Origin of the sequence: Neisseria sp. HMSC078C12, assembly GCF_001838065.1 — a bacterium.
Classification (GTDB): domain Bacteria; phylum Pseudomonadota; class Gammaproteobacteria; order Burkholderiales; family Neisseriaceae; genus Neisseria.
In genome coordinates this window covers 242,255-263,422 of sequence record NZ_KV835584.1, presented here as the reverse complement: position 1 = coordinate 263,422, position 21,168 = coordinate 242,255, and the positions used below count along the sequence as shown (strand labels likewise).

The following is a 21,168-nucleotide window of genomic DNA, read 5'->3' as shown; positions in this document are numbered from 1 at the left end:
AAGCCTCCGCTTAAAAAGGCCGTCTGAAAATCTCTTTTCAGACGGCCTTTTCCTTTTCTACAAATCAAATGCGGCGTTAATCAAGCGTTTGGTGTAGTCGTTTTGCGGATGGTGGAAAATTTGATCCGCGCTGCCGTACTCGACCATTTCGCCCTGCTTCATCACAATCACATTGTCGCTGACGGCGCGCACGACAGACAGGTCATGACTGATGAACATATAAGTCAGGCCGTATTTCTTTTGCAAATCGCGCAAAAGTTCGACCACTTTGGATTGTACGGAACGGTCAAGTGCAGAAGTCGGCTCGTCCAAAAGGATGAATTTCGGGCGCAGGATAACAGCGCGTGCAATGGCGATACGCTGACGCTGACCGCCGGAAAATTCGTGCGGATAACGGTTGAGCGCGTCAAGCGGCAGGGATACCTCCTTCATGACTTCTAAAACGCGCTGGATACGTTCTTTTTTGGTCATTTCAGGATGGTGAACCGTCAAACCTTCGCCAATAATTTCGCCAACGGTCAGACGCGGAGAAAGCGAACCGAACGGATCTTGGAACACAATTTGCCGTTGCGATTTCAGACGGCGTGCTTCTTCGGCGGTATAGTTTTTTAGGTCTTTGCCTTCAAAGGAAATATTGCCGGTATAAGGCAACATCTGCATGACGGCTTTGCCCAGCGTGGATTTACCGGAACCGGACTCGCCGACGACGCCCAATGTTTCGCCTTCTTTAATTTTGAGGCTGATGCCTTTGACGGCGTCAAAAGTTTTGAGCGGTTTGCCGAAAAAGTTTTGCTTCAATACGAAAGAAACATGGACATTATCAGCATCGATTAACACACCGGCATTGTTTTCTTCCGGCTCTTTCATGCCTTTGGGAATGGCATTGATGAGTTCGGCAGTATATTCATGTTTCGGATGGGCAAATACTTCTTTGATTTTGCCGCGCTCGACAATTTCGCCATTGCGCATGACGCAGACGGTTTTGGAATAGTGTTCCGCCAAACCCAAATCGTGGGTAATGAAGATAATCGCCATGCCCATTTGCTGTTGCAAATCGTGGAGCAAATCGAGAATCTCGGCTTGAATGGTCACATCCAAAGCGGTGGTCGGCTCGTCGGCAATCAGCAGGTCGGGTTCATTGATGAGCGCCATGGCAATCATGATGCGTTGCAGCTGACCGCCGGAAAATTCGTGCGGATACTGCTTCATGCGGCGTTCGGCTTCTTTGATGCCAACCCGTTGCAGCAATGCCAATGCTTTTTGTCCTGCCTCTTTTTTGCCGAGCTTTTTATTGTGTACCCGCGCCGCTTCAATCAGCTGCGTACCGATACGCATAAACGGATTGAGGGAAGTCATCGGCTCTTGGAAAATCACGCTGATGCGGTTGCCGCGCAAATCACGCAGGGTTTTCTCATCGGCGTCCAAAATGGAAATGCCGTCAAACGTAATACGCGAATCTTTGCTGTATCGGGCAAATTTTTCAGGCAGCAGACGCATGATGGACATGGACGTTACCGACTTGCCCGAACCGGATTCGCCGACCAAAGCCAATGTTTCGCCCTCTGCCACTTTAAAGCTGACATTACGCACGGCGTGCACGGTTTTCTCATGCAGTTCGAAATTGATGTCCAGATTTTCTACAACCAGTAACTGTTTTGTCATTTTGATTATCCTTTTGGTTGTGGTTTAGCGGTCTTTCGGGTCGAGCGCATCGCGCAGGCCGTCGCCGATAAAGTTGAAACAGAACAAAGTGGTTACCAAGAAGAAACTTGGCACGAGCAGCTGCCAAGGTGCGGCTTCCATCGAAATCGCGCCTTCTTGCAGCATCGAACCCCAACTGGTCATCGGCTCTTGCACACCCAAGCCCAAGAAGCTCAAGAAGGATTCAAACATAATCATGCCCGGTACCAACAATGAGGCATACACCATCACCACGCCCAAAACATTCGGAATAATGTGGCGCGTTACGATTTTACGTTTTGCCACGCCGCTCACACGCGCCGCTTCGACAAACTCTTTATGCTTCAAGCTCAAGGTTTGGCCGCGCACGATACGCGCCACGTCCAGCCAAGACACCAAACCCACGGCGGCAAAAATCAAAAGCAGGTTGCGGCCGAAGAATGTGGTCAGCAGAATCACGAAAAACATAAATGGAAACGCGTTCAAAATTTCCAAAAAACGCATCATCAGCGAATCGAGCTTACCGCCGATAAAGCCGGCAATCGCGCCGTAAAGCGTACCGATGACAACGGCCACCAATGCGCCGGCCACACCGACCAGCAAGGAAATACGTCCGCCGGTTGCCGCGCGCGACAGCAAATCGCGGCCGAGCAAGTCCGTACCCAGATAGTGATGGGTAGAAAAGGACGGCGGAATCTGCATATTGTCCCAGTCGGTAAAGTCGTAGGTGTAGCGGACAATCCATGGCGCCACAATCACAAAAATGCTGATCAGCAACAGGATGATAATGCTGTACACCGCCGCTTTGTTCTGTTTAAAACGCCGCCATGCGTCGCTCCACAGGCTTTTGCCGTGTACTTGGGCGTATTCTGCTGCCTCTGCAAGGGCCTGAGTCTGCTTCTTTTTGAATAACATAATGTTCTCTCTCGCTTTTTCTTCTTTCTTCAGGCCGTCTGAACGTTTCAGACGGCCTTTGCGCAAATGGGATTAATAACGGATTTTCGGGTCAATAATGGCATACAGGATATCAAGGATGGCGTTAAACAAAATGGTCATGATGCCCACCAAAATCGTCAAACCCAAAATCATGCCGTAGTCGCGGTTGAGCGCGCCGTTGACAAACAATTGTCCGACGCCGGGAATACCGAACACGTTTTCAATCACAATGGAGCCGGTGATGATGCCGACGAATGCCGGGCCTAAGAAAGAAACAATCGGCAGCATGGCGGGACGCAGCGCATGGCGCAGGATGATGCGGCTCATGGGCAGGCCTTTGGCGCGTGCCGTGCGGATAAAGGGGCTGTTCAATACTTCGATCATCGCGCCGCGCGTAATCCGCGCGATACTGGATACATAACCGATGGACAAAGTAACGACGGGCAGAATCAAGTTCATCAGTGCGCCATCGTTCCAGCCGCCGGCAGGCAGCCATTGCAGTCTGACGGCAAACACCAGCACCAATACCGGTGCCATCACAAAGCTGGGAACGACGATACCGGTCATCGCACCGCTCATCAGCGCATAATCCAGCCAACTGTTTTGTTTTAAGGCGGCGATAATGCCGATAAACATGCCGAAGATAGCGGCAATCAAAAAGGCGTAGAAGCCGAGTTCCGCCGATACCGGCAGGGATTGGGCAAGCAACTCATTAACGCTGAAATCTTTATATTTGAACGACGGCCCCAAATCCCCCTGCGCCAACTGCTTGAGGTAGTGGAAATATTGGAGGTACATCGGATCATTGAGGTGGTATTTGGCTTCGATGTTGGCCATGACCGCAGGCGGCAAATTGCGTTCGCCTGTGAACGGGCTGCCCGGTGCGAGCCGCATCAGGAAAAACGATACGGTAATCAACACCAGCATGGTCGGGATGGAAGCACATATCCGTTTGATGATGAATTTCAACATAATCAGGCTGTCCTGTCTGAACATACCGGACTCGTGAAAACAAAGCTGACCTGAAGCGGAAATCGGATGAATGGCAGCAGGCATCTGTAACGTCGCCGCGCCGGTTTCTCTCTCTATTCCGACCGGGTTATTGTTTTTATTCGGAGTCGGGTAAGGTTTTGTAGTTTGTAGATAATTGTTGTTATCAGGCCGTCTGAAACTTGGTATCCGCCGTTTCAGACGGCCTTTCACGTTAACGCGCCAAAGGTTCGGTGCGTTCGATCAGCCATGCTTTGGCCGCGCCCTCTGTCAAAGGCTCGAGACGGCGGCGCACTTCGGCGTGATATTGGTTCAGCCATTCGATTTCGCTGCCGGTCATCAGTTTGGTATCGATGAGGCGCGTATCGATTGGGCAGAGGGTAACAGTTTCAAAATACAGGAATTTGCCGAACTCGGTTTCCTCTGGGTTTTCAACCGGACGGTTGATGACCAGGCTTTCGATACGGATACCCCATTTTCCCGGACGGTAAAGACCCGGCTCGTTGGACGTCAGCATACCTGATTTCATTGCGTGATGCGGTTGCGGTACGGCGGCAACGGCAATGCTTTGTGGGCCTTCGTGCACATTGAGGAAATAGCCCACGCCATGACCTGTACCGTGACCGTAATCGCATTGCGCCTGCCAGAGTGATTTGCGGCAGATAGCATCAATCATCGGGCCTTTGATGTTTTCAGGGAAAATGGTTTCCGCCAGAGAAATATGCGCTTTCAACACCAAAGTGTAGTCGCGCTTCATGGCCGCACTCGGATTACCGACAGGCACCACGCGCGTGATGTCGGTCGTACCGCCCCAGTATTGGCCGCCGGAATCAATCAGCAACATACCGTCGCCTTTGATTTTGCTGTTGTTTTCCGGTGTCGCGCTGTAATGCGGCAAGGCGGCATTGGCATTGTAGCCGGCGATGGTGTCGAAACTTGGCGAAATAAAGCCTGGACGTTGGCTGCGGTGTTTATAGAGCATGCCGTCGATGTCCAGCTCGCTCAATTCGCCGCCGTCTGCCAAGATTTGTTCAAACTCGGCAAAGAAGCCGCACAATGCCGCGCCGTCTTCCGCCATGGTATTGCGGATATGGGCGATGTCGGCATCGGATTTAACCGATTTGAAGAATGTGCTGGGGTGGATGGCTTCAATCAAACGAACGTCTTCAGGCAGGCGGCGCAAAGTGCCGACGGCGGTTTTATTCGGATCAATCAACAATGCACCCTTAACGCCTGCCAAATAGTCCGCCGCTTGCGCATAAGGCAACACTTCAAAACCTGCCGCTTTCAAGGCTTCGGCAGATTCGGCTTTCAGACGGCCTGCATCGGTAAACAATACGGCTTTTTCTTGGCTGATAAACAAATGGGACAAGAACACGGGGTTAAACGGCACATCATCGCCGCGCAGATTGGTAATCCAAGCGATGTCGTCCAAAGAAGAAACCAAATGCGCATCTGCGCCCTGCTCTTTCATGGCCGCACGGATACGGGCCAGTTTTTCGGCCGCGGTTTCGGAAACGTAATCGGGATGGTGAACGTAGATTTCCTGAGTCGGCAATGCAGGACGGTCGTCCCACACTTCGTTCAACAAGGTTTCAGGGTATTCGAGGCGGATGTTTTTGGCGGAAAGTGCCTGTTTCAAACCGCGCTCGCCGCTGAGTGCGAACATATCGGCAGGCGCGCCGACTACTGCGCCCTCGGGCAGATTTTGTGCCAGCCACTCGGTATAAGGCGCATCAACGCCCATTTTTTGCAGCTCGATGCCGTTTGGCGCAAGCTGTTGGCCGGCCTGTTCCCAATAGCGGCTGTCCGTCCACACGCCAGCTTTATCGGCGGTTACCACCAAAGTACCGGCCGAACCGGTAAAGCCGGAAAAATCGCGGCGTGCCTGCCAATGCTCGGGCAGGTATTCGGAAAGGTGCGGATCGGCGGAAGGAATGACAAACGCGTCCACGCCATGTTTTTTCATGGCTTCGCGTAAAGCGGACAAACGTTGTTGTACAGATTTCATGTGTTATGTCTCCTATTGTTTCAGACGGCCCCTGTCATCAAGGCCGTCTGAAAATTTGTGCTGTCTATCATCAATCTATTTTTTCGGTGCGAACGACCAGCTCTTGACCGTGTAGTTCCGCAAAGGGTCTTTGTCGGAATAGCCGATAATATCAGGTTTGACCATACGCACTTCAACCTGATGATACAGCGGAATCAGCGCAGCGTCTTCTTGAAGCTGCTTCTCCGCATCGGCATAGAGCTGGCTGCGCGCTTCCTTGCTGACGCCATCTTTCAGCGTATTGTTCATAAATGCGTCAAACGCCGCGCTTTTGTAGCGGAATGCATTGTTTGAGTTGTTGGATTTCAAGATATTGAGCATACCTGCCGGATCGTTGAAATCGGAACACCAGCCGCTGAACGAAACCTTGAAATTGCCTTGCGCGCGCGTATCCAAATAAGTTTTCCATTCCTCGTTGGACAAAGTCGGACGGATGAACGGAATGGCGGCCTTCCACACCGACTGCACGGCAGTGATTTGTTTTTTAGACGCTTCGCTGGTGCTGTACAAAATATCAAACTCAAGCGGATGGTCATCGTTGTAGCCTGCTTCGTTCAACAGTTTGCGTGCGGTTTCGATGCGTTTTTCAGGCGTCCACTCTTTCCACTCCGGATAAACAGGAATCACGCCCTGCATTTGCGGCGGTGTCAACTGGAACGCAGGCGTATCGCCACGGCCGCCCACTTTGACGACGATGTCTCGGCGCGTCAGCATATTAAGCGCCTTGCGGACGCGCGGATCATTAAACGGCGCCGCTTCGTGGTTCGGCTCCAAATACCAGCTGCACAAGGAAGTTGTACGTTTCACTTGGCCCGGAAACTCAATATCCGCCACTTTAACCTGATCGCTGGGAATACCGTAAGTTACATCAATTTCATTGGCGCGATAACGGTTGTACTCGCCGCTGCCTGACAAGAAAACCGCCTTCGGAATGGCCACTTTGTCTTTATCGTAATAATTGGGGTTGCGTTCCATATTGATGTGGCTGTTGACTTTCCAATCCGTTAACAGATAAGCGCCACTGGAAACATAATGACCGGGCTGCGTCCACTTATTGCCGTATTTTTCGACAGTGGCGCGGTGCACCGGAAATGTGAATTGCTGAATCAGCATATCGGGGAAATAAGGTACGGGTGCAATCAGCGTAAATTGCAGGTTTTTTGCGTCCAACGCCTTGACGCCCAATGTCTCAGGCTTGGCTTTGCCGTTTAATATATCTTCCGCATTTTCCACTTGGGCATCGACCAAATAGCTGCCGAAAGGTGCGCCCGTGGCCGGATCGGCAAGACGACGGAAGCTGTACACAAAATCCTCGGCGGTAATCGGATCGCCATTGCTCCATTTGGCATCACGCAGATGGAAAGTCCAGACACGCTCGCCCTTGCTTTCCCATCTTTCCGCCAAAGCAGGAATGGTTTTGCCTTCGGCATCCGTACCGACCAAACCATCCATCAGCTGGCGGATAATCGCACCCGCCGCCATATCGCCGCTCATCTGCGGGTCCAGTGTACCCGGCTCGACGCCGTTGCTGACCACCACGCGCTCATAATCAGTACGCTTAAACTCAGGGGCGGGTTTGACATCGCGGCTGCACGCCGACAACGCAAATACGGCGGCCAATGATGCAGCCAACAGCGGATAGGTTTTTCCGGCCATATTTCATTCCTTCTTTTGGGTATTCTTCTTTTTCAGACGGCCTGATTATTCAAACTACACTTAACTACAAATATTTGAGGTTTTTAAACCCAGTTAAATCCTCTATTTCCAGATATAAAAATAGTGTTTAAAACTACCTATACCATCGAAATAAAAGCAGCCGTCCAAGATTGTTGGCAAATTAACACAAAAATACGTAACTGAAAACTATTTTTCAATTTATCCTACGATAAGTTACAAATGTATTGATTTTTTATAATTTGTCAAATAAGATTATCCGAATTTCCCGTCCCCAATTAAGAAAAAGACATAAAAGGAGAACAAAATGAACAAGTTATCTTGTTTTGTTGCCACTACCCTCATCGGTTCTTCCATTAGCATCGCCCACGCCGAACCTAAAATGAGCGGTACCATCTACATCATGACCGAGGTCGAACACAACAATAAAACCGGTGTAACCTCTACAACCATTTCCGATAAAAGTTCCAGTCTTTATCTCTCCGATGAAGTACCGCTCAACAACGACTTATGGTTGAAATGGCAACTTGGCTCCTTTATTTACTTCGATTCCGACCGCTGGGGCGGCTGGGGTACTGCTGACTCATACGTTGCGCTCAACAGCTACAAAAACCTCGGCACCGTCAAAATGGGTTACATCAGTACCCCTATGAACAGCATCTATCTGAACCCTTTCGACACCAACAGCCCGATTTTGGAATTCGGCAAAATTTCCCGTTTCGGCCAACGCCGCGTTTCTATGGCTTATGAGTCACCTTGGAAAAACGGTTTCCAATTCAAATTCAACGTCTCCCCCGGCTCCAATGCCGCGCGCAACAACAACGACTGGAATCCGGACAAAAAACGTGACGGCGACTGGGTCTTCGGCTGGGGCGTGGACTACTACCACCCCAACAACGGCTTTAACGCCCACTACGCTGCCGAATACGCACCCAACGACTCTCCAACCGAAACCAAAGACTTCCAAGCCCACGCTTTCATGGCCGGATACAGCAAAGACAAAATCTCCGTCGATGCCGCGTTCCAATACGCCAAAAACACTTGCGACGGCTTCAGCTGCTGGGGCGTATGGAAAGATGCGGCAGGCAACGTAGCCGGTTCTTACGACAAAGAAATTAACAACACCAAAGAATTTATGGTGTCCGGCTCATACAAAGTAGGCAATTTCAAACCTCAAATCGGCTTCGCCTACGGTAAAAGCTCTGTCGGCGAAAACTACAAACACGTCGCCGTCAGCACCGATTACAGCTTCTCCAAACGGACAACCGCCACACTCGGCGCCGGCTGGTTGAAAGAAAACGTCAATCCGAAATACGACGAAGATTTGCCGAAAAAATCTTCTTACGCAGTGGGCATGGTATTCAAACACCGCTATTAATGCCTGACAGATTAAAGGCCGTCTGAAACAATTCGTTCAGACGGCCTTTTCTACATCCTATAAATAAACTTGCAGCCCACCTTAAAAATCATTACATTGCCCACACTCAAGCCACAAAAACGTCATCATGAATGCCCACCGCACCCTCATTATCTCCGTTTTTATCGTCGCCAGCTGCGGCCTCGCTTACGAGCTCATCATCGCCGCACTCGCAAGCTATCTTTTGGGCGACAGTATTTTGCAGTTTTCCTCCGTCATCGGGCTTTATCTTTTCTCGATGGGCATAGGTGCGCACCTGACCCAATACATCAAAGATAAAGACGTATTGCACCGATTTATCGAAATCGAACTTTTGGTCGGCATCATCGGCGGCATTTCTGCGCTGGCATTATTTGTGGCCTTCGGTTTATCCGCCGCCCCGTTCCGCACCCTGCTCTACGCCTTTGTGCTGATTGTCGGCGCAGTTGTCGGCATGGAAATTCCGTTGGTCATGCGCGTGTTAAACCGCAAAGGCGCGGAGTTTAAAGAACTCGTTTCCAAAGTCCTGACCTTCGACTACTTGGGTGCACTTGCCGTCTCGTTATTATTTCCTCTCCTGCTCGCCCCCAAACTCGGCATGGCACGTTCCGCCCTCTTGTTCGGCATCCTCAATGCCGCCGTCGCCTATCTGACCGCGCGCGTCTTCAAAGCCGAACTGCCCCGCTACCGCGCCATCCGCCTGCGTTCGCTGATTGTCTTGTCCATCCTCGCCATCACCTTCGCCTACGCAGACCGCATTTCCTTCAAAGCCGAACAAAGCTATTTCGGCGATCCCGTCGTCTATCAAAGCCACTCGCCCTACCAGCGGCTGGTCGTTACCCGCTGGAAAGACGACACCCGCCTCTACATCAACGGCAACCTGCAATTCTCCTCACGAGACGAAGCCCGTTACCACGAAGCACTCGTTCTGCCCGCCATGCAGATGGTTCCCAATGCCGAACGCGTCCTGATTCTCGGCGGCGGCGACGGCTTGGCGGCACGCGAAGTCTTGAAATATCCGCAGGTCAAAAATGTTACTTTGGTCGATCTCGACCCCGACATGACCGCTACTTTTAAAACCTCCGCCACCTTAAGCGCGCTCAACCAAGGCTCGCTGTCCCACCCAAAAATGCACGTCGTCAACGACGATGCTGCCAAATGGCTGGAAGGGTCGTCTGAAAAATTCGACGTTATCATCATCGACCTGCCCGACCCCTCCAATTTCTCGCTGGGCAAACTCTACTCCGTCCCCATGTACCGCCTCGTTGCCCGCCATCTTCAGCCGCAGGGCAAAATCGTCGTCCAATCCACCTCCCCCTACTTCGCCCCCAACGCCTACTGGTCGGTCGTCGCCACCCTCGAAGCGGCCAAGTTGAACACCGCGCCCTATCATGTCTACGTCCCCTCCTTTGGCGAATGGGGATTTGTGCTGGCAGGGTTTGACCAAAACTTCCCCATTCCGCAAAAATTCGACGTACCCACCCGCTATCTCAATGCCCAGACCGCTGCCGAAATGTTCCGTTTTCCGCCCGATATGGCAAGGCGCAAGGTTGAAGCAAATTATTTGAACAACCAAATCCTCGTCAGCTATTTTGAAAGCGATTGGAACAATGTGATGCGATAAAATATCTAAAGGCCGTCTGAAACATCTGTCTTCTTTTTATCTCCGTTCAGACGGCCTCATCGCCCGTTTACCCTTTTTCACACAGCATTTGCTTGAAAAAATAAGGTTTATCTTTATCTAGATAAAACACAATCGACACTATCCGTTGAATGAAGGAACAAACACTTATGCAGTATTTTGGAATCGGTTTTTTGGTTTTAATCTTTTTGGAAATCATGTCCATCGTCTGGGTTGCCGACTGGCTTGGCGGCGGTTGGACGCTGTTTGTGATGGCCGTCAGCTTTATCAGCGGTATCTTTATGCTGCGCCATACCGGCATTTCCGGCCTTTTGCTCGCAGGTGCAGCCGTCCGCAGCGGCCAAAACATTTCCCTCTATCAGATGCTGTGGCCGATTCGCTATACTGCCGCCGCGGTTTTCCTGCTCAGCCCAGGTTTTATTTCAACCGCCGTCGCCCTACTCTTGCTGATTCCGTTTAAAGGCAATACGCCGGTTTCTTCTGCACAGTCTTTCCAAAGCCGCCAGACTTATGGCCCTGCCAAAGATGATGAAGACATTATCGAAGGCGAATACACGGTTACGCGCACCGGCAAAGCCGACAAACCGCAAGACTACATCGAACACAAACCCGATTAACGACTTCCTTCATAACAGGCCGTCTGAATTAGGAATACCTCAAAAGTGTTTCATATTTCAGACGGCCTGAGTCATTTCCGGGCTTTGAAAATGTAAATATCGGTTTGTAATTCGGTTATTCCGCATAAATCATTTAAAATAAGCAGCTATTTTGATTCTAAAAACGACACGGTATCCAATGAACGTTCAACGTCTTTTCCCTCTCTCCCTCAGCTTGATTACCGCCGCTGTTTTATCGGCGTGCGCCACCCAAAACACACCGACTGCTTCGAACACCGAAAGCGTCGTTCAGCCTAAATCCACTTCTATTCCTTCACGCCGCGCCGACAGCGAGTCCAAAGTCCTGTCCGATTACAGCCAATACCAAAGCGCCGTCGATGCCGCCAAACGCGGCGACGATGCTTGGGTACAACAATTTTTATCCCAAGCCAGCGACAGCGCAATGGCTGAAAACGTCCGCAACGAATGGCTGAAAACCTTGGGCGCGCGCGGCCAATGGGATTTATTCCGTCAAGAATTCGGCAAATTGAACGCCGCCGGCGTCGCACAAGAAGTGCAATGTTATGCCGATTTGAGCAGCGGCAATTACAGCAAAGCCGCCGAGCTGGTTCGCGTGACCGGCAAACTGCCTGCCGGCTGTACACGCTTGGTTGAAAGCGCGGCAGCTTCAGGCCGTCTGAACACCAACGACGCATGGCGTCGCGTGCGCGGCTTGTTGAGCAACAGCCAAACCACGGATGCACGCAACCTCGCCGCCGCATTGGGCAGCTCGTTTGAAGGTGGCGCGCAAGGTGCGACCGAATACAGCCTGTTGAGCGTAATCGGCAAAGATGCACGCAAATCCGCTTCTGCCGCCGCCACCCTGTCCGACATGGAATCCGGCCTCAGTCGCGAACAACGCAGCTTCGCATGGGGCGTATTGGGCCACTACCATGCACAAAGCCAAAACATGCCGACTGCTTTGAGCTACTACGGCCGCGTTTCCGACCGCAAGCAACTGACCAACGAGCAATTGGAATGGTACGCACGCGCCGCTTTGCGCCTGCAACGTTGGGACGAATTGGCAAGCGTGATTCAGCATATGCCTGAAAAACTGCAAAAAGACCCGACATGGCAATATTGGCTGGGCCGCAGCTTTGCCGCACAAGGCAAAAGCAGCCAAGCCAAAGAAATGTATGAAAAAGCCGCTGCTTCCGGCCGCAATTTCTACGCTGTATTGGCAGGTGAAGAGCTGGGCCGCCGCATCAATACGCGCAACAATGTTTCCGATGCCGATGCCAGAGACATCCGCCGCATGAGCGAAGACGGCGCCATCAAACGCGCATTGGTTCTGTTTAAAAACAGCCAAAGCAACGGCGACTCCAAAATGCGCCGTCAGGCACAGGCAGAATGGCGTTTTGCCACCCGCGACTTCAACGAAGACAACCTGCTGACTGCCGCACAAGTCGCTTTTGACAACCAGTTCTACGACATGGCGATCAACAGCGCAGACCGTACCGACCACAAACTCAACTACAAACTGCGCTATATCTCTCCGTTTAAAGACCTGACCGTCCGCTATGCCGCACAGGCAGGCATTGACCCGGCATGGGTTTACGGTTTGATTCGCCAAGAAAGCCGCTTTGTCATGGGCGCACAATCCAGCGTCGGCGCACAAGGCTTGATGCAGGTCATGCCTGCAACCGCCCGCGAAATCGCCGGCAAAATCGGCATGAGCAGCAGCGAACTCTACACCATGGACGGCAACATCCGCATGGGTACGTGGTACATGGCAGATGCCAAACGCCGCCTGCAAAATAACGAAGTGATGGCCACCGCAGGCTACAACGCCGGCCCAGGCCGCGCCCGCAACTGGCAGGCTTCTTCACCTTTGGAAGGCGCCATCTACGCTGAGACCATCCCATTCACCGAAACCCGTGACTACGTGAAAAAAGTCATGACCAACGCGACTTATTACGCGTCATTGTTCAACGAGCCGCAAACTTCGTTGAAACAACGTATGGGTACGGTTCCCGGCCGTTATTAATACCCGATAGGCCGTCTGAAAAGTGAGACAGAATCAAACGTTCAGACGGCCTGCAATCTTGACAGACTATCGGGTTTATAAGATAATCGCCCGATTGTTTCTGACCCAAAAGGTCACTTGCACGGCAAAAGCCGACTTGTTAGGAGGTGATGTTTACATCACGGCGCGTATCCCGCCCTGCCCTCGGCAAACCAGCGATACAACAACTACCCCATTATGACAAGCCGTCCCCTATTTCTTAAAACGGTTTGATTGAACAAAATTTAAAGGAAATAAAATGCCAGCTATTCGTGTTAAAGAGAATGAACCATTTGAAGTTGCCATGCGTCGTTTCAAACGCGCCGTAGAAAAAACCGGTCTGTTGACCGAACTGCGCGCCCGTGAAGCGTACGAAAAACCAACTACCGAACGCAAACGCAAAAAAGCTGCTGCAGCCAAACGTCTGCAAAAACGTCTGCGCAGCCAACAACTGCCTCCTAAAATGTACTAATTACAGGCCTGCCCTGTGATAAACGACACACCGCAAGGGCAGCTTTGCGGTGTGTTTTGTTTTTCAGACGGCATCTTTTATATAAAGTGAGAACATTATGAGCCTAAAAACACAATTAACCGAAGACATGAAAACCGCCATGCGTGCCAAAGACCAAGTATCTTTAAGCACCATCCGCCTGATTAATGCCGCCATCAAACAATTTGAAGTAGACGAGCGTACTGAGGCCGATGACGCCAAAGTCATCTCCATTCTGACCAAAATGGTGAAACAGCGCAAAGACAGCGCCAAAATCTATACCGAAGCCGGCCGTCAAGATTTGGCTGACAAAGAAAACGCAGAAATCGAAATCCTCAACCGCTACCTGCCGCAAATGATGTCCGCAGAAGAAATCAAAACTGCCGTTGAAGCAGCCGTTGCAGAAACCGGTGCGTCAGGCATGGCCGATATGGGCAAAGTCATGGGCGTATTGAAAACCCGTCTGGCCGGCAAAGCCGATATGGGTGAAGTCAACAAGGTTTTGAAAGCCGCATTGACTGCCTAATCGTCAAACAAAAGGCCGTCTGAAAAATGATTTTCAAACGGCCTTTTTTATTATGCCCATCAAGCAGCGGTTACTTTGTCCTCATGACGCAACAAGGTAATCAAATCGCTGATACGTTTTTTCATGGAACGGCGATCGACGATTTGGTCAATTGCGCCCTTCTCCAACAAAAATTCTGCACGTTGGAAACCTTCCGGCAAGGTTTCACGTACAGTCTGCTCGATAACGCGCGGACCGGCAAAACCAATCAGCGCATTCGGTTCTGCCAAAACCACATCACCCAAGAAGGCAAAGCTGGCAGACACGCCGCCCATGGTTGGGTCAGTCAATACGGAAATAAACGGCAGACGTTTTTCAGTCAGCAAATGCAAAGCCGCGCTGGTCTTCGTCATCTGCATCAAAGAGTTGACCCCTTCCTGCATACGCGCACCACCGGAAGCCGCTACGCAAATAAACGAACAATTATCTGCAACGGCACGGCGTACACCCTGAACGAAACGCTCGCCCACGACCGAGCCCATAGAGCCGCCGATAAAACGGAATTCAAACGCAGCCACAACGACAGGCAGGCCATTCATGGTGCCTTTCATAACAACCAATGCATCGTCTTCGCCGGTTGCTTTACGCGCAGCCGCGAGGCGGTCGGGATATTTTTTACTGTCTTTGAATTTCAGCGGGTCGGTCGGTTTAATATTGGCTGCAATCTCTTCACGGCCTTCTTCATCCAAAAGCAGATTCAAACGTTCGCGCGCAGAAAGCGGATTGTGATGATTACATTTCGGGCAGACTTCGCTGTTTTGCTTCAACTCGGTTGAATAAACCGTTGCCGAACAAGACGGACATTTGTGCCACAGGCCTTCAGGGACGCTGGACGAACTGCTTCGGTTTTTAATTTTCGGAGGAAGAATTTTATCTAGCCAGCTCATGAATGACTCCTTGGAATTCAGAATTCAGACGGCCTGTTGAATGCAAGGCCGTCTGAAACAATGGAATAAAAAATTTAGCGAATCGCGTCTTTCAACTCTTTAACCAACACGCCTACCGCTTCAGCCTCGCTACCTGCCTGGCTTTCAATCTCTTTGACGATACGGCTGCCGACAATAACGGCATCCGCTACTGCGCCAATCTTACGCGCACTCTCTGCATTATTAATGCCGAAGCCGACACCGATCGGAATATCAATATATTTGCGCAAAAGCTCTATTTTACGCGAAACTTCTTCAGTATCCAAACTTGCCGCACCGGTTACACCTTTGAGCGATACATAATACACAAAACCACCGGCTACTTTGGCAATCGTTTGAATACGCTCTTCAGTTGTTGTCGGCGCAATAAGGAAAATACAATCAATACCTTGCGCTTTCAACGAGTCATGCAGCGGGGTAATGGTTTCTACCGGGGAATCCACAGTCAATACACCATCTACGCCCGCGTCGGCAGCCGCTTGTGCAAACGCCTGATAACCCATTTTATGTACTGGGTTCAAATAGCCCATTAACACAATCGGCGTTTTATCATTGGTTTGGCGGAACAAACGTACTGTTTCCAATACGTCGTGCAAAGAAACATGATTTGCCAACGCCCTTTCGGCCGCACGCTGAATGGTTGGACCATCCGCCATCGGGTCAGAAAACGGCACACCCAGTTCCAAAATATCGGCACCGTTAGCCACCAGGCTGTGCATCAATGCCAAGGTCGTCTCAAGGTTGGGATCACCCACCGTAATATAAGGAATCAGAGCTTTTGCGCCATTGAGCGCTGAGAAAGTTTGTTGGATTCTGCTCATTTTCTGCTATCCATTTCATCGATTTGAATGTTGTCCGACAGCCTAATCTATTCTGCCGTTACATTTTATTGTAAAAAACTTAGTCTGCCGCAAAAAACAAATGGCCGCTTTTCCCAATCGGCAAACAAGAGGCTAAGTATAACATTTACGGCTATTTCATAGAATCATTTGCAATCAAGATTCTGATATTTCGAAAGCAATATAAAACAATAAAGGCCGTCTGAAAACAATTCAAACAGCCTTTACAATAATCAATCATGCAAATCTTTGTATGCCTTCGCACTTTTGATCACAATTTCCTTATCGATTACGGCTCGACATGGTGGTTTTGTTGTTCAGAACCCAGATGACGCTCCAAATCAGACAAAATCTGCATCAGACCATGACGGACTTCTTCCGCATTGGCGGCAGGATTGCCGTTTGCATCCAAAGCGCCACGGTTGAACGTATCGATATACGGTTCAAACGTATCTTTCAGTTTCAACAACTTAACGACATCTGAGCGCGTATATCTATCGCCACCGTATCCAATCACAACATTATTTTCATGTTGCCATTGGGCAAACTGATCCGGACTGATTTGCACCAATTGGCACATTTCATCCAACGTAAAATAACGCTTGGCAGGAATAACCGGGTTATTGTTGTTTGTCATAGTAATGCTCCACCATGCCTTTAAGTTTTTGGCTGGCATGGAAAGTTACCACACGGCGTGCGGTAATCGGCACTTCTTCGCCGGTTTTAGGGTTACGGCCCGGGCGTTGAGGTTTGTCGCGCAATTGGAAATTGCCGAAACCGGAAATTTTAATTTCTTCGCCACGCGCCAAAGTGCTGCGGATTTCTTCAAAAAAGAGCTCGACGATTTCTTTGGCATCATTTTTGGTGACGTTGCTGACTTTGTCGACCAAAATATCGGCCAATTCTGCTTTAGTTAGTGTCATGTGTTTACCTTCATTCAAACTGGTGCAATTATTACCAAAATTCTTTTAAAAATCAAGTCCTCACCAAAAAATCAAATATGATTGGCAATTTTTGGCGACAACTTTTATCTTCATTTTAAGCGCGAAGTTGCGCGTCTTTTTCGGCTGCGGCTTTAATCATTTTCGCAACCAAAGGCTCGATGACTTCATCTGTCAGCGTGTTTTCCATATCCTGCAAAATGATTTTGACGGCAACGCTCTTCATGCCTTCAGGCACGCCTGTACCACGGTAAACGTCAAATACGCTGATTTCTTGAACCAGCTTGTTCGCCGCCGCTTTCAGGGCATTTAACAAATCATCATGCGTTACAGCTTCAGGCATTACAAATGCCAAATCTCGGCGTGCAGGCTGGAATTTGGATACGGTCTGATAACGGGTTTTCTCACGACCCAATACCGCATCCATATCGATTTCAAACACCAGCGGCGCTTGTGGCAAATCATATTTTTGCAGCCATTTCGGATGCAACTCGCCAACAAAACCAACTACTTTGCCGTCTGAAACAATATTGGCGGCACGTCCAGGATGCAATGCCGGATGTTCGGTCTTCACAAAGGATACCTCTTTGTTTTTCAAAAGGCTCTCAACATCGGCTTTCATATCGTAGAAATCTACGTTGCGTGTTTTCTCACCCCATTGCTCGGGCAACACGGAGCCATACCACAAACCGCCGATACGTTCGTTTTGAACAAATTGATCAGCCGAATCTTTGCGGAACACGCGGGCAATTTCAAATACGCGTACACGGTTTTGCTTACGGTTCAAATTGTTTTGCAAAACTTCCACCAAGCCACCGATAAGCGTAGAACGCATGACGGCATACTGCGCCGCCAACGGATTTTGCAGGCGGATAGGACGGGTATTGGCAGCAAAGTCTTGCTCCCATTGCTCATCCACAAACGCATAGCTGACCACTTCACGGTAACCGCGTGCCGCCATTTCGTTATAAACCGCAAAACGCGGGCGTTTGGTTTCAGGCAGAGCCAACATTTTCAGACGGCCTGAAGTATAGTCGTCAGGGATATTTTCATAACCGTAAACACGGCCGATTTCTTCAATCAGATCGGCTTCGATTTCGATATCGAAACGGAAGCTAGGAGAAGTGACACGGAAGCCTTCTGCGGTTTTCTCAGGCTGCAAACCCAAGTGTTGCAAGATAATTTCGACTTGCTCGGCAGGAATTTCAACGCCCAATACCGTTTTCAGACGGCCCAAACGCAATTCGACCTGTTTTGCCTCAGGCAATTTGCCTTGTGCCTCAACCATTTCACCGGCCGCGCCACCGCAAATCTGCAACACCAATTCGGTAGCACGCTCAATGGCATCAGCTTGCAAGCGGTAATCCACACCGCGTTCAAAGCGGAAAGAAGAATCCGAACCAAAACCGTATTGACGGGATTTACCGGCAATAATCTCCGGGGCAAACCAAGCCGCTTCCAATACAATATTTTGCGTCTCATCAGAAACCGCACTTGCCTCGCCGCCCATCAAACCGGCCAAGCTCAACACACCTTTTTCATCAGCGACCACCAATGTATTGTCAGCCAAAGTAACGGTCTTCTCATTCAGACACGCCAACGTCTCGCCATTTTGAGCACGGCGGACAATCAAACTGCCCGACAGCTTATCGGCATCGAAAACATGCATAGGCTGACCGATTTCCAGCATGACATAGTTGCCGATGTCCACCAATGCGGAAATGCTGCGGATACCGCTGCGTTCCAAACGTTGTTTCATCCAATCAGGAGTAGGCGCTTTCGCATTGACATTTTCAATCACGCGGCTGATAAAACGACCGCAGTCAGCCGGCGCATCAATACGGACAGCCTGTTTTTTCTCGCTGCCGATAGAGGCCGTCTGAATTTTGACAGGCGTAAACGCACATTGCGTCAACGCAGAAACCTCACGCGCAATACCCTTAACGCTCAAGCAGTCAGCGCGGTTGGGCGTAATTTTCAGCGTAAACAGCGTATCGTCCAAATCCAAGTATTCGCGGATATTGGTACCGACAGGCGCATCTTCGGGCAGAATGTGCAGACCGTCTACACCATCATCAGGCAAACCCAGTTCATTGGTCGAACACAGCATACCGTTTGATGGTACACCGCGCATTTTAGTCGGCTTAATTTTGAAATTGCCCGGCAAAACGGCACCCGGCAGCGAACACGGCACTTTAATGCCCGGCTTGACATTCGGCGCACCACAAACAATCTGAACCAACTCGCCCGTACCGGCATCAACTTGGGTAACGTTCAAACGGTCTGCATCAGGATGTTTCTCAACGGATTTTACTTCGGCAACAACCACGCCACTGAAAGCAGGGGCGGCAGTATTGATTTCTTCCACTTCCAAACCGGCCATGGTCAAAAGATGTTCCAGTTTATCGGCAGAAAGATCAGGATTGGCTTGGGTTTTCAGCCATGAATAAGGAAATTGCATATTATTTTCTCTACTATCAAGCCGTCTGAAACAAATTTTTATCAGACGAAATCAGTAATATCTATTCACTTTTTCAGACGGCCTATCAAAAGACCATCTGAAATTTATTTAAACTGCTTCAAGAAGTTCAAATCATTATCGAAGAACAAGCGCAGGTCATTGACGTTGTAGCGTAACATGGCAAAGCGGTCGAGACCGATACCGAAAGCGAAACCGGTATATTTTTCAGGGTCGATATTGACGTTTTTCAATACGTTAGGATGTACCATACCGCAACCACCTACTTCCAACCATTTGCCGTTTTCGCCCATGATGTCGATTTCGGCAGAAGGCTCGGTGAACGGGAAGAAAGACGGACGGAAACGTACTTGCAGGTCATCGCGTTCAAAGAAGCGACGGATAAAGTCAGTAAACACTGCTTTCAAATCGGCAAAAGTGACGCCCTCTTCCACCCACAAACCTTCGGCCTGATGGAACATAGGCGAGTGAGTGGCATCACTGTCCACACGGTAAACGCGGCCGGGGGCAATAATGCGGATAGGCGGCTCTTTTTTGTCGAGCATATAGCGGATTTGAATAGGCGAAGTGTGTGTACGCAAAACGTCGCCGTTTTCAACGTAGAAGGTATCTTGCATCGCACGCGCAGGGTGATTTGCAGGAATATTTAAGGCTTGGAAATTGTGGAAATCGTCTTCGATTTCAGGGCCGTCCGCCACTTCGAAACCCATACCGTGAAACAGCTCAACCACACGTTGCAAAGTCAAAGTAACTGGATGCAAACCTCCATGCTCTTGTGCACGGCCCGGCAAAGTAATATCCAAGGCTTCTGCAGCCAATTGGGCTTGCAGCTTGGCTTCATTCAGAGCATCGCGTTTGGCATTAAAGGCCGTCTGAAACTGATTTTTGCATTCGTTGATGTGCGCGCCTATGGTTTTACGCTCTTCAGGAGACATTTGACCCAAAGTTTTCAAAAGACCGGTCAATTCGCCGGTTTTACCAAGATAGCGTGCTTTAATTTGTTCTAAGGCATTGAAGTCTTGCGCGGCTTCAATAGCGGCAATACCTTCTGCAACGATACGGTTTACATTTTCCATAGTAGTTTATCGTCTGTTTGTTGATGGCAGGCCGTCTGAAACAACAAAGCCGTCTGTTGGGTTTGATTGCAAACCTGTTCAGACGGCCTTTTGTATTAGTGCGGCCAATCCGTTTGATAAGAGGGGCCTATTTTATCGCAAATCAGTATAAAAAAATAGAGTTTAAAGAAAGAAAATCAACTACATAGAGTTTCTTCTGGAAAAGAAAAAAGGAAGCATAAGCTTCCTTTTTAAATAATCTTATCGAATTAAGCAGCCAAAGCAGCTTTAGCTTTTTCAACCAATTGTGCAAATGCAGCTTTGTCGAATACAGCCAAATCAGCCAATACTTTGCGGTCGATTTCGATAGCAGCGCGTTTCAGGCCGTTCATGAATTTGCTGTAAGACAGACCATTTTCGCGGGCACCTGCGTTAATACGAACGATCCACAGTTGACGGAATTGACGTTTGCGTTGGCGACGGTCACGGTATGCGTATTGACCGGCTTTCATTACCGCTTGTTTGGCAACACGGTAAACGTTTTTACGACGACCGCGATAGCCTTTGGCTAACGCGAAGACTTTTTGGTGACGAGCACGAGCGGTAACACCGCGTTTTACGCGTGGCATATTCTAAACTCCTTAAGCGTAGGGCAACATTTTAGCAACAGAAGCCAAATCGCGTGAATCCACCATAGCGGTGCCGCGCAATTGACGTTTAGTTTTAGTGGTTTTTTTGGTCAGGATGTGACTTTTGAACGCATGACCGCGTTTTACACCACCGTTACCCAGTACTTTAAAGCGTTTTTTCGCGCTAGACTTGGTTTTCATTTTAGGCATTGGAA

General features: G+C 49.8%; 19 protein-coding genes. 6 read left to right on the top strand and 13 right to left on the bottom strand.

All coding sequences use genetic code 11. The annotated features are described in order from the left end of the window. Positions 1-57: 57 nt before the first annotated feature. From HMPREF2596_RS02830 to HMPREF2596_RS02810, 5 genes are all read right to left on the bottom strand, one after another. Entirely contained in the window at positions 58-1,662 is a 1,605-nt protein-coding gene (locus HMPREF2596_RS02830; protein ID WP_070849505.1) for an ABC transporter ATP-binding protein, read from the bottom strand. Positions 1,663-1,686: 24 nt separating this feature from the next. Then, positions 1,687-2,595, bottom strand: coding sequence for an oligopeptide ABC transporter permease OppC (oppC, locus tag HMPREF2596_RS02825; RefSeq protein ID WP_003683112.1), 909 nt, complete (start codon positions 2,593-2,595; stop codon positions 1,687-1,689). Between the two features lie 72 nt (positions 2,596-2,667). After that, positions 2,668-3,588, bottom strand: coding sequence for an oligopeptide ABC transporter permease OppB (gene oppB, locus HMPREF2596_RS02820; protein ID WP_036490316.1), 921 nt, complete (start codon positions 3,586-3,588; stop codon positions 2,668-2,670). Positions 3,589-3,820: 232 nt separating this feature from the next. Continuing rightward, positions 3,821-5,617: an aminopeptidase P family protein gene (locus HMPREF2596_RS02815; RefSeq protein ID WP_070849503.1), complete on the bottom strand. Its 1,797-nt coding sequence runs from the start codon at positions 5,615-5,617 to the stop codon at positions 3,821-3,823. 75 nt (positions 5,618-5,692) lie between these two features. Continuing rightward, the gene (locus tag HMPREF2596_RS02810) at positions 5,693-7,312 is read right to left on the bottom strand and encodes an ABC transporter substrate-binding protein (RefSeq protein ID WP_070849502.1); all 1,620 of its coding nucleotides are present in this window, start codon (positions 7,310-7,312) and stop codon (positions 5,693-5,695) included. Positions 7,313-7,637: 325 nt separating this feature from the next. Between HMPREF2596_RS02810 and HMPREF2596_RS02805 the strand changes: the two genes are divergently transcribed. The 6 genes from HMPREF2596_RS02805 (at position 7,638) to HMPREF2596_RS02780 (ending at position 14,045) form a co-directional block, all read left to right on the top strand. Further along, the gene (locus HMPREF2596_RS02805; RefSeq protein ID WP_070849500.1) at positions 7,638-8,708 is read left to right on the top strand and encodes a porin; all 1,071 of its coding nucleotides are present in this window, start codon (positions 7,638-7,640) and stop codon (positions 8,706-8,708) included. A 124-nt stretch (positions 8,709-8,832) separates the two neighbouring features. Continuing rightward, positions 8,833-10,350: a polyamine aminopropyltransferase gene (locus HMPREF2596_RS02800; RefSeq protein WP_283140396.1), complete on the top strand. Its 1,518-nt coding sequence runs from the start codon at positions 8,833-8,835 to the stop codon at positions 10,348-10,350. A 167-nt stretch (positions 10,351-10,517) separates the two neighbouring features. Next, positions 10,518-10,985, top strand: a complete 468-nt coding sequence (locus HMPREF2596_RS02795) for an FxsA family protein (protein ID WP_070849496.1) — start codon at positions 10,518-10,520, stop codon at positions 10,983-10,985. A 178-nt stretch (positions 10,986-11,163) separates the two neighbouring features. Continuing rightward, positions 11,164-13,011, top strand: a complete 1,848-nt coding sequence (locus tag HMPREF2596_RS02790; RefSeq protein WP_070849494.1) for a lytic transglycosylase domain-containing protein — start codon at positions 11,164-11,166, stop codon at positions 13,009-13,011. A 277-nt stretch (positions 13,012-13,288) separates the two neighbouring features. Further along, complete coding sequence (rpsU, locus tag HMPREF2596_RS02785; protein ID WP_003680926.1) at positions 13,289-13,501, top strand: 30S ribosomal protein S21; 213 nt, start codon at positions 13,289-13,291, stop codon at positions 13,499-13,501. 97 nt (positions 13,502-13,598) lie between these two features. Beyond that, positions 13,599-14,045 carry a GatB/YqeY domain-containing protein gene (locus HMPREF2596_RS02780; RefSeq protein WP_036490300.1) on the top strand — a complete coding sequence of 149 codons (447 nt, stop codon included), beginning with the start codon at positions 13,599-13,601 and terminating at the stop codon, positions 14,043-14,045. Positions 14,046-14,104: 59 nt separating this feature from the next. Here the strand turns inward: HMPREF2596_RS02780 and accD are convergent, their stop codons facing one another. The 8 genes from accD to rpmI form a co-directional block, all read right to left on the bottom strand. Next, positions 14,105-14,971 (bottom strand): acetyl-CoA carboxylase, carboxyltransferase subunit beta, encoded by an 867-nt coding sequence (gene accD, locus HMPREF2596_RS02775; protein ID WP_003745975.1) that lies wholly within the window; start codon positions 14,969-14,971, stop codon positions 14,105-14,107. Positions 14,972-15,045: 74 nt separating this feature from the next. Continuing rightward, positions 15,046-15,831, bottom strand: a complete 786-nt coding sequence (gene trpA / locus HMPREF2596_RS02770) for a tryptophan synthase subunit alpha (protein WP_070849492.1) — start codon at positions 15,829-15,831, stop codon at positions 15,046-15,048. A 307-nt stretch (positions 15,832-16,138) separates the two neighbouring features. Further along, positions 16,139-16,486: a hypothetical protein gene (locus tag HMPREF2596_RS02765; protein WP_070849490.1), complete on the bottom strand. Its 348-nt coding sequence runs from the start codon at positions 16,484-16,486 to the stop codon at positions 16,139-16,141. Then, positions 16,470-16,772, bottom strand: coding sequence for an integration host factor subunit alpha (locus tag HMPREF2596_RS02760; protein ID WP_003680933.1), 303 nt, complete (start codon positions 16,770-16,772; stop codon positions 16,470-16,472). Before HMPREF2596_RS02760 ends, HMPREF2596_RS02765 begins: the two co-directional genes overlap by 17 nt. 115 nt (positions 16,773-16,887) lie before the next feature. Further along, positions 16,888-19,251 carry a phenylalanine--tRNA ligase subunit beta gene (gene pheT / locus HMPREF2596_RS02755; protein WP_070849488.1) on the bottom strand — a complete coding sequence of 788 codons (2,364 nt, stop codon included), beginning with the start codon at positions 19,249-19,251 and terminating at the stop codon, positions 16,888-16,890. A gap of 104 nt (positions 19,252-19,355) precedes the next feature. Then, positions 19,356-20,345, bottom strand: coding sequence for a phenylalanine--tRNA ligase subunit alpha (gene pheS / locus HMPREF2596_RS02750; RefSeq protein ID WP_003683075.1), 990 nt, complete (start codon positions 20,343-20,345; stop codon positions 19,356-19,358). 248 nt (positions 20,346-20,593) lie between these two features. After that, a complete protein-coding gene (gene rplT / locus HMPREF2596_RS02745; protein WP_003675502.1) occupies positions 20,594-20,953 on the bottom strand; it encodes a 50S ribosomal protein L20 in 360 nt (119 codons plus the stop codon). A gap of 12 nt (positions 20,954-20,965) precedes the next feature. After that, positions 20,966-21,163 (bottom strand): 50S ribosomal protein L35, encoded by a 198-nt coding sequence (gene rpmI / locus HMPREF2596_RS02740; protein ID WP_003675505.1) that lies wholly within the window; start codon positions 21,161-21,163, stop codon positions 20,966-20,968. Between the last annotated feature and the right edge of the window lie 5 nt (positions 21,164-21,168).

What these genes read in the sequence shown, in the direction of transcription:
- HMPREF2596_RS02830 (WP_070849505.1), bottom strand. Translation starts at nt 1,662, where the DNA reads ATGACAAAACAGTTACTGGTTGTAGAAAATCTGGACATCAATTTCGAA.
- oppC (WP_003683112.1), bottom strand. Translation starts at nt 2,595, where the DNA reads ATGTTATTCAAAAAGAAGCAGACTCAGGCCCTTGCAGAGGCAGCAGAA.
- oppB (WP_036490316.1), bottom strand. Translation starts at nt 3,588, where the DNA reads ATGTTGAAATTCATCATCAAACGGATATGTGCTTCCATCCCGACCATG.
- HMPREF2596_RS02815 (WP_070849503.1), bottom strand. Translation starts at nt 5,617, where the DNA reads ATGAAATCTGTACAACAACGTTTGTCCGCTTTACGCGAAGCCATGAAA.
- HMPREF2596_RS02810 (WP_070849502.1), bottom strand. Translation starts at nt 7,312, where the DNA reads ATGGCCGGAAAAACCTATCCGCTGTTGGCTGCATCATTGGCCGCCGTA.
- HMPREF2596_RS02805 (WP_070849500.1), top strand. Translation starts at nt 7,638, where the DNA reads ATGAACAAGTTATCTTGTTTTGTTGCCACTACCCTCATCGGTTCTTCC.
- HMPREF2596_RS02795 (WP_070849496.1), top strand. Translation starts at nt 10,518, where the DNA reads ATGCAGTATTTTGGAATCGGTTTTTTGGTTTTAATCTTTTTGGAAATC.
- HMPREF2596_RS02790 (WP_070849494.1), top strand. Translation starts at nt 11,164, where the DNA reads ATGAACGTTCAACGTCTTTTCCCTCTCTCCCTCAGCTTGATTACCGCC.
- rpsU (WP_003680926.1), top strand. Translation starts at nt 13,289, where the DNA reads ATGCCAGCTATTCGTGTTAAAGAGAATGAACCATTTGAAGTTGCCATG.
- HMPREF2596_RS02780 (WP_036490300.1), top strand. Translation starts at nt 13,599, where the DNA reads ATGAGCCTAAAAACACAATTAACCGAAGACATGAAAACCGCCATGCGT.
- accD (WP_003745975.1), bottom strand. Translation starts at nt 14,971, where the DNA reads ATGAGCTGGCTAGATAAAATTCTTCCTCCGAAAATTAAAAACCGAAGC.
- trpA (WP_070849492.1), bottom strand. Translation starts at nt 15,831, where the DNA reads ATGAGCAGAATCCAACAAACTTTCTCAGCGCTCAATGGCGCAAAAGCT.
- HMPREF2596_RS02765 (WP_070849490.1), bottom strand. Translation starts at nt 16,486, where the DNA reads ATGACAAACAACAATAACCCGGTTATTCCTGCCAAGCGTTATTTTACG.
- HMPREF2596_RS02760 (WP_003680933.1), bottom strand. Translation starts at nt 16,772, where the DNA reads ATGACACTAACTAAAGCAGAATTGGCCGATATTTTGGTCGACAAAGTC.
- pheT (WP_070849488.1), bottom strand. Translation starts at nt 19,251, where the DNA reads ATGCAATTTCCTTATTCATGGCTGAAAACCCAAGCCAATCCTGATCTT.
- pheS (WP_003683075.1), bottom strand. Translation starts at nt 20,345, where the DNA reads ATGGAAAATGTAAACCGTATCGTTGCAGAAGGTATTGCCGCTATTGAA.
- rplT (WP_003675502.1), bottom strand. Translation starts at nt 20,953, where the DNA reads ATGCCACGCGTAAAACGCGGTGTTACCGCTCGTGCTCGTCACCAAAAA.
- rpmI (WP_003675505.1), bottom strand. Translation starts at nt 21,163, where the DNA reads ATGCCTAAAATGAAAACCAAGTCTAGCGCGAAAAAACGCTTTAAAGTA.